The sequence below is a fragment of the Streptomyces sp. LX-29 genome (assembly GCF_029541745.1).
Taxonomy (GTDB): Bacteria; Actinomycetota; Actinomycetes; order Streptomycetales; family Streptomycetaceae; genus Streptomyces.
Map to the genome: position 1 here is coordinate 4,155,981 of NZ_CP089746.1, position 15,968 is coordinate 4,171,948.

The window sequence follows — 15,968 nt, forward strand, 5'->3', positions numbered from 1 at the left end:
GGGAACGGAACGAAAAAGAATCTGGTAAGGTTGGAAACACCGAAGGGAAGCGCCCGGAGGGCCCGGTGAAACGGGACCGAAGGAAGCGTCCGTTCCTTGAGAACTCAACAGCGTGCCAAAAGTCAACGCCAGATATGTTGATACCCCGTCGAAGGGCCATCACGGCCCGATGACGAGGTTCCTTTGAAGAAAAAACACAGCGAGGACGCTGTGAACGGGTGGGACTATTCCTCCTACCTGTTCCGCTCAACGCGAGTGTGCATCCCGATTACGGGAAAACATTCACGGAGAGTTTGATCCTGGCTCAGGACGAACGCTGGCGGCGTGCTTAACACATGCAAGTCGAACGATGAACCCGCTTCGGTGGGGGATTAGTGGCGAACGGGTGAGTAACACGTGGGCAATCTGCCCTGCACTCTGGGACAAGCCCTGGAAACGGGGTCTAATACCGGATATGACCACTGACCGCATGGTTGGTGGTGGAAAGCTCCGGCGGTGCAGGATGAGCCCGCGGCCTATCAGCTTGTTGGTGGGGTGATGGCCTACCAAGGCGACGACGGGTAGCCGGCCTGAGAGGGCGACCGGCCACACTGGGACTGAGACACGGCCCAGACTCCTACGGGAGGCAGCAGTGGGGAATATTGCACAATGGGCGAAAGCCTGATGCAGCGACGCCGCGTGAGGGATGACGGCCTTCGGGTTGTAAACCTCTTTCAGCAGGGAAGAAGCGAAAGTGACGGTACCTGCAGAAGAAGCGCCGGCTAACTACGTGCCAGCAGCCGCGGTAATACGTAGGGCGCGAGCGTTGTCCGGAATTATTGGGCGTAAAGAGCTCGTAGGCGGCTTGTCACGTCGGATGTGAAAGCCCGGGGCTTAACCCCGGGTCTGCATTCGATACGGGCAGGCTAGAGTTCGGTAGGGGAGATCGGAATTCCTGGTGTAGCGGTGAAATGCGCAGATATCAGGAGGAACACCGGTGGCGAAGGCGGATCTCTGGGCCGATACTGACGCTGAGGAGCGAAAGCGTGGGGAGCGAACAGGATTAGATACCCTGGTAGTCCACGCCGTAAACGTTGGGAACTAGGTGTGGGCGACATTCCACGTTGTCCGTGCCGCAGCTAACGCATTAAGTTCCCCGCCTGGGGAGTACGGCCGCAAGGCTAAAACTCAAAGGAATTGACGGGGGCCCGCACAAGCGGCGGAGCATGTGGCTTAATTCGACGCAACGCGAAGAACCTTACCAAGGCTTGACATACACCGGAAAGCTGCAGAGATGTAGCCCCCCTTGTGGTCGGTGTACAGGTGGTGCATGGCTGTCGTCAGCTCGTGTCGTGAGATGTTGGGTTAAGTCCCGCAACGAGCGCAACCCTTGTTCTGTGTTGCCAGCATGCCCTTCGGGGTGATGGGGACTCACAGGAGACTGCCGGGGTCAACTCGGAGGAAGGTGGGGACGACGTCAAGTCATCATGCCCCTTATGTCTTGGGCTGCACACGTGCTACAATGGCCGGTACAATGAGCTGCGATACCGCGAGGTGGAGCGAATCTCAAAAAGCCGGTCTCAGTTCGGATTGGGGTCTGCAACTCGACCCCATGAAGTCGGAGTCGCTAGTAATCGCAGATCAGCATTGCTGCGGTGAATACGTTCCCGGGCCTTGTACACACCGCCCGTCACGTCACGAAAGTCGGTAACACCCGAAGCCGGTGGCCCAACCCCTTGTGGGAGGGAATCGTCGAAGGTGGGACTGGCGATTGGGACGAAGTCGTAACAAGGTAGCCGTACCGGAAGGTGCGGCTGGATCACCTCCTTTCTAAGGAGCACATGGCCGACTGCGAGCGAATGTCTCGCACGGTTAGCTCATGGGTGGAACGTTGACTACTCGGCACACTTGGTCTGCTGTGACTGTTAGTACTGCTTCGGCGTGGAACACGGTGCATGGTGGCTGGGAGTGTCGGGCACGCTGTTGGGTGTCTGAGGGTGCGAGCGTAGAGCTTGTTCCTTCGGGTGCCGGCCCCGGTGAAGCATCATCTTTGAGTGGTGTGTGACGGGTGGCTGGTTGTTGCTTGAGAACTGCACAGTGGACGCGAGCATCTGTGGCCAAGTTTTTAAGGGCGCACGGTGGATGCCTTGGCACCAGGAACCGATGAAGGACGTGGGAGGCCACGATAGGCCCCGGGGAGCTGTCAACCGAGCTTTGATCCGGGGGTGTCCGAATGGGGAAACCCGGCAGTCGTCATGGGCTGTCACCCATACCTGAACACATAGGGTATGTGGAGGGAACGCGGGGAAGTGAAACATCTCAGTACCCGCAGGAAGAGAAAACAACCGTGATTCCGGGAGTAGTGGCGAGCGAAACCGGATGAGGCTAAACCGTATGTGTGTGATACCCGGCAGGGGTTGCGCATGCGGGGTTGTGGGAGTGAGCTTCAGCAGTCTGCCGGCTGTTGGGCGAGTCAGAAACCGCATGGATAGGCGAAGGGCATGCGAAAGGCCCGGCGTAGAGGGTAAGACCCCCGTAGCTGAAATCTTTGCGGCTTGCTTGCTCATTTCCCAAGTAGCACGGGGCCCGAGAAATCCCGTGTGAATCTGGCGGGACCACCCGCTAAGCCTAAATATTCCCTGGTGACCGATAGCGGATAGTACCGTGAGGGAATGGTGAAAAGTACCGCGGGAGCGGAGTGAAATAGTACCTGAAACCGTGTGCCTACAAGCCGTGGGAGCGTCGCCGTGTTCTTCGGAGCACGGTCGTGACTGCGTGCCTTTTGAAGAATGAGCCTGCGAGTTTGCGGTGTGTTGCGAGGTTAACCCGTGTGGGGAAGCCGTAGCGAAAGCGAGTCCGAATAGGGCGATTGAGTAGCGCGCCCAAGACCCGAAGCGGAGTGATCTAGCCATGGGCAGGTTGAAGCGGAGGTAAGACTTCGTGGAGGACCGAACCCACCAGGGTTGAAAACCTGGGGGATGACCTGTGGTTAGGGGTGAAAGGCCAATCAAACTCCGTGATAGCTGGTTCTCCCCGAAATGCATTTAGGTGCAGCGTCGTGTGTTTCTTGCCGGAGGTAGAGCACTGGATAGGCGATGGGCCCTACCGGGTTACTGACCTTAGCCAAACTCCGAATGCCGGTAAGTGAGAGCGCGGCAGTGAGACTGTGGGGGATAAGCTCCATGGTCGAGAGGGAAACAGCCCAGAACATCGACTAAGGCCCCTAAGCGTGCGCTAAGTGGGAAAGGATGTGGAGTCGCAGAGACAACCAGGAGGTTGGCTTAGAAGCAGCCACCCTTGAAAGAGTGCGTAATAGCTCACTGGTCAAGTGATTCCGCGCCGACAATGTAGCGGGGCTCAAGCGTACCGCCGAAGTCATGTCATTCCAGCGTGAGGACCAACGTCTGCTGGGATGGGTAGGGGAGCGTCGTGTGCCGGGTGAAGCAGCCGTGGAAACGAGTTGTGGACGGTTCACGAGTGAGAATGCAGGCATGAGTAGCGATTCACACGTGGGAAACGTGTGCGCCGATTGACTAAGGGTTCCTGGGTCAAGCTGATCTGCCCAGGGTAAGTCGGGACCTAAGGCGAGGCCGACAGGCGTAGTCGATGGACAACCGGTTGATATTCCGGTACCCGCTTTGAAGCGCCAAACATCGAATCAGGCGATGCTAAGTCCGTGAAGCCGTCCTGGATCCTTCGGGTGAAGGGGAGTGGTGGAGCCGACGAACCAGACTTGTAGTAGGTGAGTGATGGGGTGACGCAGGAAGGTAGTCCAGCCCGGGCGGTGGTTGTCCCGGGGTAAGGGTGTAGGCCGTGCGGTAGGTAAATCCGTCGCACATGTAAGGCTGAGACCTGATGCCGAGCCGATTGTGGTGAAGTGGATGATCCTATGCTGTCGAGAAAAGCCTCTAGCGAGTTTCATGGCGGCCCGTACCCTAAACCGACTCAGGTGGTCAGGTAGAGAATACCGAGGCGTTCGGGTGAACTATGGTTAAGGAACTCGGCAAAATGCCCCCGTAACTTCGGGAGAAGGGGGGCCATTGCTGGTGAGGGAACTTGCTTCCTGAGCTGGTGGTGGCCGCAGAGACCAGCGAGAAGCGACTGTTTACTAAAAACACAGGTCCGTGCGAAGCCGTAAGGCGATGTATACGGACTGACGCCTGCCCGGTGCTGGAACGTTAAGGGGACCGGTTAGCTCTGTTTCGACGGGGCGAAGCTGAGAACTTAAGCGCCAGTAAACGGCGGTGGTAACTATAACCATCCTAAGGTAGCGAAATTCCTTGTCGGGTAAGTTCCGACCTGCACGAATGGCGTAACGACTTCTCGACTGTCTCAACCATAGGCCCGGTGAAATTGCATTACGAGTAAAGATGCTCGTTTCGCGCAGCAGGACGGAAAGACCCCGGGACCTTTACTATAGCTTGATATTGGTGTTCGGTTCGGCTTGTGTAGGATAGGTGGGAGACTGTGAAGCGGGCACGCCAGTGTTCGTGGAGTCATCGTTGAAATACCACTCTGGTCGTGCTGGATGTCTAACCTCGGTCCGTGATCCGGATCAGGGACAGTGTCTGGTGGGTAGTTTAACTGGGGCGGTTGCCTCCTAAAGAGTAACGGAGGCGCCCAAAGGTTCCCTCAGCCTGGTTGGCAATCAGGTGTTGAGTGTAAGTGCACAAGGGAGCTTGACTGTGAGACCGACGGGTCGAGCAGGGACGAAAGTCGGGACTAGTGATCCGGCGGTGGCTTGTGGAAGCGCCGTCGCTCAACGGATAAAAGGTACCCCGGGGATAACAGGCTGATCTTCCCCAAGAGTCCATATCGACGGGATGGTTTGGCACCTCGATGTCGGCTCGTCGCATCCTGGGGCTGGAGTCGGTCCCAAGGGTTGGGCTGTTCGCCCATTAAAGCGGTACGCGAGCTGGGTTTAGAACGTCGTGAGACAGTTCGGTCCCTATCCGCTGTGCGCGTAGGAGTCTTGAGAAGGGCTGTCCCTAGTACGAGAGGACCGGGACGGACGAACCTCTGGTGTGCCAGTTGTTCTGCCAAGGGCATGGCTGGTTGGCTACGTTCGGGAGGGATAACCGCTGAAAGCATCTAAGCGGGAAGCCTGCTTCGAGATGAGGACTCCCACCCACTTGATGGGGTAAGGCTCCCAGTAGACGACTGGGTTGATAGGCCGGATATGGAAGCCAGGTAACTGGTGGAGTTGACCGGTACTAATAGGCCGAGGGCTTGTCCTCAGTTGCTCGCGTCCACTGTGTTGGTTCTGAAGCCACAACCAGGTATATCCGGTTGATGTGTTTCATAGTGTTTCGGTGGTTATAGCGTTAGGGAAACGCCCGGTTACATACCGAACCCGGAAGCTAAGCCTTTCAGCGCCGATGGTACTGCAGGGGGGACCCTGTGGGAGAGTAGGACGCCGCCGAACAAATTTTAAAAAAAGCTCTGTCCCCGGTATCACCGGGGACAGAGCTTTTTTGCGTTTACCGGTCCTTTCTCGCTGCGAGGGCGCATGTGAGGGCAGGCGCGTGCGGGTGCCCTGTCGGAGTTGCAGCCGGGGCGGTAGCTGGTGGCTGGTAACTCCCGAACAGCCCCCGCCGGCTATCGCGCGAGCGTCTTGTGGGCGTCGGGCCAGCGGGTGCGGGCCTGTTCCTGGGAACGCATCAGGGCCAGCGTCAGCAGGCCCTGGGGGCCGCCCGCGACCAGCAGATCCGGCAGGGCCGGGATGGGCGCCACCGCGGCCACATCGTCCAGGACCAGGGTGAGTGGTGGGTCGAGCCGACCGGAGGATGACCGTTCGGCCATGCGCCGGCCGCGCTCGACCACGCTCGATGCGAGTGCGGTGAGCAGCGGCATCGCACCCGGGTGGGTCCGCGGATCCTCGATGGATTCCCCCACCACGTAGAGCGTTCCCCCCTCGGTGATGAATGACTCCAGCGCCAGCCCATCGGCTCTGCCGGGGTTGCAGGCGTCCCGGATGTGAATGGAGGAGAGCGCGCCCAGAGCACGGGCCGTCAGCTCCTGTGCCATGTCGCGCCGTTCAGGGTGTGCGGTCAGCGTGGCCTCCAGTTCCCCGGCCGTGCCGCCCGCCGCCTTCGGGTGTGTCCGCAGGATCCGCACCGGCTCATGAGCCGCGTTGCCCTGCGCCCACCGGTGCACCTGGCGGAAGGGCCGGCCGTCCACCGCGGCGGCGTGCAGCCAGCAGCGCAGAAGCGTCTCCGCGGCCTCCGCCGTGGGCCGGTCCAGCGCGTGGCCGGGCCGCACGGGGGCCAGCAGCGCGGCCGCGCGGGCCGCGGCGACTTCCCGGGCGGCGCACCCGGCCGCCGGGTTCCAGCGGAGCCTGGCGGGGGTGTCGAGGAGGTGCGAGGGGTCGAAGACATGCACCGGGCCCAGCTTCGCGCGGGCGTCCTTGGTGGTCTTCCAGAGTTCCGGGTCGCTGGTGACGGCGAGGACGGGGCCCTCGGCGTCCAGTACGGCGCGTACGGCGGCGTCTCCGCGCTGGGTGCCGTAGACGAGGCGGGGAAGGGCCGCTTCGGACGCGGGGAAGGCCGCGCCGCGCGGAGTGGGCACCGGACCGGCGTCGACACCGGCGGCCTGAGGGCCCGACATATGTGCATCCGACATGTGAGCCCCCGACACATGAGGTCCCGACATCTGAGGTGCCGGCGCATGGGATCCCGCCGTAGGGGGACTCGGGACGTGGGCTCCGGCGACGGGCGGGGCATCCGGGGCCGGAACCGTCAGCGGGCCTGTCGCGGCCTCGGAGGGGGCGGAGGCGCCGTTGCTCGGCGCGGGTCGGCCGAGGGCCGCGGGACCGGCTTCGTAGGCGCTCACGCCCTGAGGAATCCCCGGAACACTCGGCCCCGCGGGAGGGCCCGCTGCCCCGGGGGCCACCGCGCCCGCGGCGTAGGGCTGTCCGGGGGCGCTGGGGCTCGGGATGGCACCCGGAGGGGTCGCGTCGCCGCGGCCGAAGACGAAAGCGGTGTCCGCGTCGCGCGTCGCGGGTGGCGACGGCGTGGGCCGCGGGGCCGAGCGCGGATCCGGGGCGGCCGGGAGCCGCTGCCCGCCCGCCCCCATGCCGTTGCCGTCCGCGCCCATGGTGTCCCCCGCGCTCAAGCCCGTGCCTGTCGCCGGGCCCGCGCGGCGTGGATCCGTACCGGCGGCCTCCGCGGGGACCGCGCCCTTGAGCCGCTCGGCGCGGCGGCGGGCGCGCACCAGCCGGTAGCGCGTCGTCGTACCGATCACGAAGACGGCGAGGACGAACAGCACCATCAGCTCGCCGATGAGGATGCCCCAGAACAGCCCGTACCCGGACAGCTGGTCCGGAGGGGTCTCCGGCCAGGCGGCCGGTAGGTCCTGTGGCTCGCCGACCAGGTGGCGCAGCGCCATGGGCGTGCGTAGGAAGCTGACGTTCCGCGGCCAGGAGCCGTGGGCGAGCAGGGCCGAGAGCCCGGTCGCGGACCACACCAGCAGCGTCAGCCCGAGCAGCAAGCCGAGCACGCCGACCAGCAGGCCGTCCGGGATGCCGCGCTCGGCCGACCCACCGCGCCCGCGGGCCCCCGGCCCGCCGCCGTACCCGTCGCCCGGTCCCGGTCGCGCGCTCATGTCACGCCACCGTCGACCCGTACGACGACCCGCCGTACGCCGCGTCGGCGGTCGCCGCCGCCTCCTCGGCCAGATGTTGCTCCACGGCGGCGGCCGCGCGCTCCTCGGCCTCCGCGTCCGCGCGGGCGGCGAGCTCCAGGGTGAGCCCGTCCTCCGTCATCGCGCGGTCGGTGTAGACGAGGGGCCGTTCCGCCTCGGTGATCAGGTGCTTGACCACCTGGACGTTGCCGTTGACGTCCCAGACCGCGATGCCCGGGGTGAGGGTGGGGATGATCTCGACCGCCCAGCGGGGCAGACCGAGCACGCGTCCGGTGGCGCGGGCCTCGTCCGCCTTCTGGGCGTAGATGGTGCGGGTCGAGGCCATCTTGAGGATCGCCGCGGCCTCCTTGGCGGCGGCGCCGTCGACCACGTCCGAGAGGTGGTGGACGACGGCCACGAACGACAGGCCGAGACGGCGGCCGAACTTCAGCAGCCGCTGGAAGAGCTGGGCGACGAACGGACTGTTGATGATGTGCCACGCCTCTTCGACCAGGAAGATGCGCTTCTTGCGGTCCGGCCGGATCCAGGTGTGCTCCAGCCAGACGCCGACGATGGCCATGAGGATGGGCATCGCGATCGAGTTGCGGTCGATGTGGGAGAGGTCGAAGACGATCAGGGGCGCTTCGAGGTCGATGCCGGCGGTGGTCGGGCCGTCGAACATGCCGCGCAGGTCGCCGTCGACCAGGCGGTCCAGTACGAGGGCGACGTCCAGGCCCCAGGCGCGCACGTCGTCTATGTCGACGTTCATCGACTCGGCCGACTCGGCCTCCGGGTGGCGCAGCTGCTCCACGATGTCGGTGAGGACGGGCTGGCGGTCGACGATGGTCTCGTTGACGTAGGCGTGGGCGACCTTCAGGGCGAAGCCGGAGCGCTCGTCCAGGCCGTGCCCCATGGCGACCTCGATGATCGTACGCAGCAGGGCCAGCTGTCCGGTCGTGGTGATCGACGGGTCGAGCGGGTTGAGCCGGATGCCGCCCTCGCGGGCGGCCATCGGGTCGAGCCGGATGGGGGTTATCCCCAGCTCCTGGGCGATGAGGTTCCACTCGCCGACGCCGTCCTCGCCCTGTGCGTCGAGCACGACGACCTGGCGGTCGCGGAACCGGAGCTGGCGGAGGACGTAGGTCTTCTCCAGGGCCGACTTGCCGTTGCCGGACTCGCCCAGGACCAGCCAGTGCGGGGCGGGCAGCTGCTGCCCGTACAGCTGGAAGGGATCGTAGATATAGCCCTTGCCGGAGTAGACCTCCCGGCCGATGATCACACCTGAGTCGCCGAGGCCCGGGGCCGCGGTGGGCAGGTAGACGGCCTGCGCCTGCCCCGTGGACGTGCGGACCGGCAGCCGTGTCGTCTCCACCTTTCCGAACAGCAGACTGGTGAAGGCGTCGGTGACGGCGCCAATCGGATCGACCACGGCAGAACCCCTCTCGTCCTCTCTACTCTCTCCGGAGCCGCTACCGGCGGATGCCGGTGGCGAACGGCAGGGTGTTCACGAAGGCCCGGTGGTGTTCGCGGTCGCACCACTCCAGCTTCAGATAGCTCTTGCCGGCGGAGGCCCGGATGGTCCGCTTGTCGCGCCCGAGCGCCTCGGGGGAGCGGGCGGAGACGGTGATGTAGCCGACGAGGTTGACGCCGGCGGCGCCGCTGGCGAGGTCCTCGCCGCGCTGGTCGAGCCGGCCGTGGGCGGCGATGTCGCGAGGGTCGACGGTGCGGTTCATCTTCGCCGCGCGGCTGGCCTCGGCCTCGTCGTTGGTCTTCTCGGTCAGCATCCGTTCGATGGCGACCTCGGTCGGCTCCAGGTCCATACAGACCGCCACGGTGCGGATGACGTCGGGGGTGTGGACGAGCAGGGGCGCCAGGAAGTTGACGCCCACCGGGGTCATGGGCCACTCCTTCACCCACGCGGTGGCGTGGCACCAGGGCTCGCGGGTGCTCGACTCGCGGGTCTTGGCCTGGAGGTACGTCGGTTCCATCGCGTCCAGCTCGGCCGGCCAGGCGTTGCGCTGGGTCATGGCCTGGATGTGGTCGATTGGGTGGTCCGGGTCGTACATGGAGTGGATCAGGGAGGCCAGCCGACCCTGGCCGAGCGGCTGCCGGACCCGGATGTCGGCCTCGGCGAGCCGGGCACAGATGTCGGTCAGCTCGCGGGCCATGACCACGGCAAGACCGGCGTCCTTGTCGAGCTTGCGGGTGCCCGCGGTGTGGCGGGCCGCGCGGGCGATGGCCTGGGCCTCGTTGGCGAGCTCGCGGGTGTAGTGCATGCAGGCGACGAGGTAGGCGCGGTGCTGCTCGGAGGAGGTGGAGACCATCGACTGGAGCTGGTCGTAGGAGTCCTTGAGCCAGCCGGGCGCCTCGGGGTCGCCGCGCCGCTCGACGTCCTTGGCGTGCGCGTCGGGGTCGGCCGGGAGCGTACGGGCCAGCATCTGCAGCCGGGTCACGAAGCCGTCCCCGTTGGCGACGTGCTTGAGCAGGGTGCCGAACCGGTCGACCAGGGCCTCCTGGTCCTCGCTGTCGCGCAGGCCCACGCCCGGGCCCTCGATCTCGATGGCGGCGGTGACGGTGCGGCGGTCGGCGTGCAGCAGGACGGCGATCTCGTCCGGGCCGAAGGGGGCGGCGAGCCAGCTGATGCGGCCGATGCCGGGCGGCGGGCCGACCTCGATCTCCCGGCCGTCGAAGCGGGTGCCGGCCTCGGCCGCGACCGAGCGGTAGGTGCCGCTCTTGCGGAGCGTCCTCTTGTACGAGCGCTTGATTTCAAACCACTTGTAGAAGGTGCGGCCGTTGTACGGCACGTAGACGGCGGCCAGGGCGAGCGTCGGGAAACCGACCAGGGTGACGATGCGCAGGGTGAGCAGCGGCACCAGCAGGCCGCACATCATGCCGATGAACGCGCCGGCGATGATCAGGGTGATCTCGCCGGTCTCGCGGTTCTTGCCGACGATCGCGCTGGGACGGGCACGACCGATGAGATAGGTACGGCGGGGCGTGATGGGGTGGGACTGGGCCTCAATCGTCAACGCCGGTCACCTCCCGGATTGTTGCTGGTGCGGTTGGACGGGGTGGTGCGGGGGGCGGGGGTGCCGGCGGTGGAGCCGACGCCGGCGCTGCCCGAACCGGACGTGGAGCTGCCGCCTCCGGAACGCGTGCTGTGGGCGGCGACCCCGCCGGAGACGGGGTTGGCCGGCTTGGGCTGACCACCGCCGCGGGCGCCCCCGCCGGCGTCGCCACCGGTGCCGCGGGCGCTGTGGGTGGTGATGCCCTGCTTCACCAGCGCGGCCGGGGAGCTGACGATCGCCGCGGCCTGGCGCGAGGCCGGGTCGGCGCTGGCGCTGCGGGCCTTGACGATCTCGTCGCCGAAGCCGGGGACGAAGCGGTAGATCATCGCGCTGGCGAAGATGGCCAGGATGATGATCGACAGACCGGAGACGACCGCGGAGAAGGCGTCCGGCCCCTCCTCGTCGGCGGAGAGCGCGCCGGCGAGAGCGAGGACGACGACGATGACCGGCTTCACCAGGATGACGGCGATCATGATCCCGGCCCAGCGGCGCACATGGCCCCACATGTTCTTGTCGACCAGCCCGGCGTACACGGCGGTGCCCAGCAGCGCCCCCACGTACAGCAGGGCGGCCCGGATCACCAGCTCCAGGCAGAGCACGCCCGCGGCCAGGATGGTCACCAGCGAGACGACGATCAGCATGATCGGTCCGCCGCCGATGTCCTCGTCCTTCTTGAGCGCCTGCGCGAACGAGCCAAAGAAGGCGTCGTTGTCGGCGCCGGTGCCCGAGGCGATGGCGTCGGTGACGGCGTCGGTCGCCGTGACCACCGTGTAGAGGATCAGCGGCGTGAAGGCCGAGGCCAGCACGGTCAGCCACAGGAAGCCGATCGCCTCGCTGATCGCCTCGGTGAAGGGCACGCCCCGGATGGCGCGCTTGGCCACGGCGAGCAGCCAGAGGATCAGGGTGAGGATGGTCGAGGCGGCGAAGACCACCGCGTACTGGCGCAGGAACGCTTCGTTGGTGAAGTCGACGCTGGCCGTCTCCTCGACGAGCTTGGAGACCTTGCCCACGATCCACGCGGCGGCGTCGGCACAACCGCGGGCTAGGGAGGCGGCGGGGTCGAGGGGGGTGGAGGGGTCCGTCAGGTCTGATGGGGAATTGTCCCCGTCGCCCGGCTTGCAGAGGTCCTTGAACTCTTCGGGGTAGTCCTCACAGTTCTTCCCCGAGGGCCTAGGAGAAGGATCGGCGTGCGCCTGAGTCGTCAGCGCCAACACGGCTGTGTGGGCGGCTGCCAAGACGGTGGCGAACGAGAAGAGGCCACGGCGGTTAACGGGCATACGTGAACCCTCCGAACCCTTGCACGGCATCAGCCATCTCCTCGGCCGAGGAAGCTGCCTGGTCACGGCCGACGGGCGTCGGTCCGTCCTTCTGCGTGACACCGGTGATCTTCCAGTCACCATTGAGCCACTTCAGCTCGAACGTTCTGGTGTACCAGTTCTCGGACACCGGGTTCGTGGAGCCTGTGCCGGCCATCCCGAGAAGAGAGGAGCACCACACGGCAACGCTTGCCGTGTCACCCTCGAACTTCTCCGCTCGGGCGCCCACTGGCGTGGTGCGTGAGACGAAGGTCATGCCCTCGGGAACATCCCCGTTGGGCTTGAGGCCGACCGCACCGAGGAGTTCCTTGTCTGTGTAGACCTTGTCCAGGTCGCTCTGCTTGGTCTCGGCGATGCCTGGGGCGTAAATGGTTCCTACGATGGCGCGCCGGCTCTCGTCCTGGAACATCTCCGCCGACCCCAGCGCCACCGCGTAGTTCGCCGCCGCGCTCTGGGCGCCCTGCTCCGACTGGGCGAAGCCGGTGGCGATGCCGGTTGCCGTGTCCTTGCCGGAGACGGGGCGTTCTCCCGTGGGGGCCGTCGACTGGGCCTTGGGGCTGCGGCCGCCGGAGGAGCCGTCGGAGCCGGAGTCGGAGTCGCCGGAGCCGCCGCCGCGGTTGGCGAAGGCGATGGCGGCGATGAGGAGGACCACCACGCTGACGACGGTGATGAGGTTGCGGCTGGGTTTGGCGGTGCGGGCGCCGCGGCGCGGGGAGCCGAAGGCGTCGGCATCGCCTTCGGGAAGACGGGTACGCGTCAGATGGCCGCCGCCGGAGCGGCCGGTGTCGCCGCCGTAGCCGTCGCTGCCATAGCCGTCGTCGCCGCCGAGACTCATCGCGCGTACGCCCCTTCAGCCGTCACTGTCATGCCGCCCACATATGACGGTAGCGGCGTGGACCGCTGATCGGGGACGACGGTGTGAGTGCACATCAGGCTGACACGACCTCAGCAGCAGGACCGGAGGCGGCGGCCTCGGTGGGGGAGGGGGACCGGTGGGGGTGTGGATGGGGCGGGAGCATGAGCGGGAGGGGCGTCGGGAAGCCGGGCGCCCGTACGCCCAGACGGGTGGCCGGGCGGGTGTCGGGGCGTACGGACGGCGTACCGACGCCGCGCGATGGAGCGGGGTCGAGCAGATCGGACCGTGGGTCAGATGGCCATGCCGTACACGATCGTGAACAGCGTGCCCAGGGATCCGATGATGAACACTCCGGTCAGGCCGGCCACGATCAGACCCTTGCCCTGCTCGGCGCTGAAGGTGTCGCGCAGGGCGGTGGCGCCGATGCGCTGCTTCGCGGCGCCCCAGATCGCGATGCCGAGGCAGAGCAGGATGGAGACCGCCATCACGACCTCGATCATCACCTGCGCCTCGGCGCCCAGCCGTCCGAAGGGGCCCCAGTCTGGGGCGATCCCGCCGATGATGGTCGTGATGTCGCCCTTGTCGGCCGCCAGCAACATTTGAACTCACCGCCCCTTATGGGTCGTTGTGTGCGCCTGCCGTGTGTCACGCACGTCAGGCTCTATCTTCGCCGACGTTGCCGCTCTCGCATGTCGACTTGACGGCATTTCTTGCCGGATCGGGTACGTGTTGTAGACCACGCTCGCCCGACTGGGTGCTGGGAGTGTCGACAGGGCGACTTTGCGTCACTCTGTGTATCATGGCCGGTCACGGTCGGCAATCGTCGGTCAGTCGACTGCCGGACCTCGGCGACTCCGGCCGGACCTTGTGCATCGGGCGGCTGATGCGGAGTCATGCCGTCCGGTGGGCATGTCGCCCGACGGTTCCGGGGCGTCGATCACCCGGCCGTTCCAGGGGCACGTGCCCGACCGCTCCGGTGCCCGTTCGCCCGGCCCCGACCTCGGCCCCCTGCCCCTACCCCAGGCCCGACCCCCGGCGGGTCATTTCGCGCCGTGCATGCGGAAACACGTTCGTAAGGTCGTCGCATGGGGGAGGATTGGCGAGTGCGTAAGGTCTGGCTGGGTGTCAGTGTCGGTGTCGCGCTGTGCTCTTCGTTTGTGGCACTGCTGGTCATCGGCACCTATGTGGTGGCCGGAAACCTGATGTCCGGTCAGGGTGGCAACACGGTGGGGCTGGCGAAGGGCGCCGTGCCCGCCTCCTACGCCCCGCTGGTGCAGCGCTGGGGGAACCTCTGCCCCGCCATCAACCCGGCACTGCTCGCCGCCCAGCTCTACCAGGAGAGCGGCTGGAACCCCAAGGCGCAGAGTCCGGCGAACGCCAAGGGCATAGCGCAGTTCATCCCCGGCACCTGGGCCACCCACGGCGTCGACGGCGACAAGGACGGCGACCGCGACATCTGGGATCCCAAGGACGCGATCCCCTCCGCGGCCGCCTACGACTGCTCGCTCGCCAAGTACGTGAAGGACGTCCCGGGCGATCCGACCCACAACATGCTGGCGTCCTACAACGCGGGCGCCTACGCGGTGATCAAGTACTCGGGCGTGCCGCCGTACCGGGAGACGCAGAACTATGTGAAGACCATCACCACCCTCGCCAAGAGCTTCGAGGCTCCGGTGCAGAAGGTGCCGTCCTCGCGGCAGGCCGCCGGGGCGATCTACTTCGCCCAGGACAAGCTGGGCACGGAGTATCTGTGGGGCGGTGACGGCACGCCGGAGGAGGGCGGGAGGTTCGACTGTTCGGGGCTGACCAAGGCGGCCTACCACTCGGTGGGGATCGAGCTGCCCCGCGTCGCCAACGATCAGTGGAACGCCGGTCCGCACCCCAAACGGGACGAGTTGCTCCCCGGTGACCTGGTGTTCTTCGCCTACGACCTCAATGATCCACGCTCGATCCACCACGTGGGGATCTACGTCGGGGGCGGACAGATGATCAACGCGCCCTACACTGGCGCCGTCATCCGTTACGACAAGATCGACACCCCCGACTACATCGGTGCCACGAGGGTGACGGCCGATGGCGCGAAAGCGCTGCCCAAGCCGGACTCCGTGTGAAGCGTTGGCCCTGAGCTGCGACTACGGGTCACCCTTCGATAACGTCCCGGTGATCTTTGGGTGGAGAGTGGAACGCAGCGTGTGATGTGAGCGTTCCCTGGGGGTGAGGTAGCAGCACTACCCAGCGGGGGCCGGCAGCTGCACGAGCGACAGGCAAGAGAAGGGGCCGCGGCATATGGCTGGACTCTCACTGGGGTCCCCCCTGGCGGAGTCAGGGACAGGGTCCAACCCCGACGTCACCCTGCTCTACGACATCAACGGGTTGGCCAAGGACGCCCCGCACTGGTTCGACCGCGTCATGGAGTTCGTGGGCGAGTTCGGCATCATCTTCGGGCTGGCCCTGGTGATGCTCGGCGCCTGGTGGGGCGCGCGCAAGCGGGGCGCTGACGCCCCCAGCGCCGTCGCCGGCCTGGTGTGGGCCCCGCTGGCCGCGGGTGTCGCCCTGATCGCCAACATCCCCATCCGCAACTTCGTGGAGCGCCCCCGGCCCTTCAAGGACCATCAGGGGCTCGAGGTCCTGGTGGCCGGCAAGAGCGACTACTCCTTCGTGAGCGATCACGCCACGCTGGCCATGGCGCTCGCCGTCGGTGTCTTCATGGCCAGCCGGAAGTACGGCCTCGCCGCCATCGGCCTCGCGCTCTTCGAGGGCTTCTGCCGCGTCTACATGGGCGTGCACTACCCGACCGACGTCATCGGCGGCTTCGCCCTCGGCACGGCCGTGGCCCTGCTGCTCGCCCCGCTCGCCATGATGCTGCTGACGCCGCTGGCGACCGCGGTCGCCGGCTCCCCGGTCGGCTGGCTGGTGCGCGCCGCCCCGCGCGGTCGTCCGGGCCACGGGCCGGCCGCCGCCGACCGTCCGGCCATGCCGGGGCCCCGCCGCCGCGGACAGGACGAGGACCTGGCCGCCTGAGCCACGACGCTCTGGTTCGACCGGTTCGACCGGTTCGACCGGATCGGCCCCGTCGGCCGGATCGGCGGCCCGGCCGGCTCGCCCGGTCATACGGTCCCGGGCCCGCCC

The 15,968-nt window shown here is 66.3% G+C and carries 8 protein-coding genes and 3 rRNA genes; 5 read left to right on the plus strand and 6 right to left on the minus strand.

Annotation, left to right across the window (positions count from 1 at the left end):
* Positions 1–281 precede the first annotated feature (281 nt).
* From LRS74_RS17895 to rrf, 3 genes are all read left to right on the plus strand, one after another.
* Positions 282–1,809: ribosomal RNA gene (locus LRS74_RS17895) — 16S ribosomal RNA — on the plus strand.
* A 285-nt stretch (positions 1,810–2,094) separates the two neighbouring features.
* Positions 2,095–5,216 (plus strand): 23S ribosomal RNA (locus LRS74_RS17900).
* 71 nt (positions 5,217–5,287) lie between these two features.
* Positions 5,288–5,404 (plus strand): 5S ribosomal RNA (gene rrf, locus LRS74_RS17905).
* Together the 16S, 23S and 5S rRNA genes form the textbook arrangement of a ribosomal RNA operon.
* Positions 5,405–5,577: 173 nt before the next feature.
* Here rrf and LRS74_RS17910 read toward each other — a convergent pair.
* The 6 genes from LRS74_RS17910 to LRS74_RS17935 form a co-directional block, all read right to left on the minus strand.
* The gene (locus tag LRS74_RS17910; RefSeq protein ID WP_277741938.1) at positions 5,578–7,581 is read right to left on the minus strand and encodes a hypothetical protein; all 2,004 of its coding nucleotides are present in this window, start codon (positions 7,579–7,581) and stop codon (positions 5,578–5,580) included.
* A gap of 1 nt (position 7,582) precedes the next feature.
* Positions 7,583–9,028, minus strand: coding sequence for an ATP-binding protein (locus tag LRS74_RS17915; RefSeq protein ID WP_277741939.1), 1,446 nt, complete (start codon positions 9,026–9,028; stop codon positions 7,583–7,585).
* A 40-nt stretch (positions 9,029–9,068) separates the two neighbouring features.
* Positions 9,069–10,622 carry an SCO6880 family protein gene (locus LRS74_RS17920; protein ID WP_277744807.1) on the minus strand — a complete coding sequence of 518 codons (1,554 nt, stop codon included), beginning with the start codon at positions 10,620–10,622 and terminating at the stop codon, positions 9,069–9,071.
* Positions 10,623–10,624: 2 nt separating this feature from the next.
* Complete coding sequence (locus LRS74_RS17925) at positions 10,625–11,944, minus strand: hypothetical protein (RefSeq protein WP_277741940.1); 1,320 nt, start codon at positions 11,942–11,944, stop codon at positions 10,625–10,627.
* The gene (locus tag LRS74_RS17930) at positions 11,934–12,818 is read right to left on the minus strand and encodes a hypothetical protein (RefSeq protein ID WP_277741941.1); all 885 of its coding nucleotides are present in this window, start codon (positions 12,816–12,818) and stop codon (positions 11,934–11,936) included. The genes LRS74_RS17925 and LRS74_RS17930 overlap by 11 nt, the downstream gene beginning before the upstream one ends.
* Before the next feature lie 311 nt (positions 12,819–13,129).
* Positions 13,130–13,438, minus strand: coding sequence for a hypothetical protein (locus LRS74_RS17935; RefSeq protein ID WP_144386909.1), 309 nt, complete (start codon positions 13,436–13,438; stop codon positions 13,130–13,132).
* 504 nt (positions 13,439–13,942) lie between these two features.
* On the opposite strand from LRS74_RS17935, the gene LRS74_RS17940 reads away from it, so the two are divergent.
* Positions 13,943–14,950, plus strand: a complete 1,008-nt coding sequence (locus tag LRS74_RS17940; protein WP_277741942.1) for a bifunctional lytic transglycosylase/C40 family peptidase — start codon at positions 13,943–13,945, stop codon at positions 14,948–14,950.
* Positions 14,951–15,125: 175 nt separating this feature from the next.
* Positions 15,126–15,860, plus strand: coding sequence for a phosphatase PAP2 family protein (locus LRS74_RS17945; RefSeq protein WP_277741943.1), 735 nt, complete (start codon positions 15,126–15,128; stop codon positions 15,858–15,860).
* Positions 15,861–15,968: the final 108 nt, after the last annotated feature.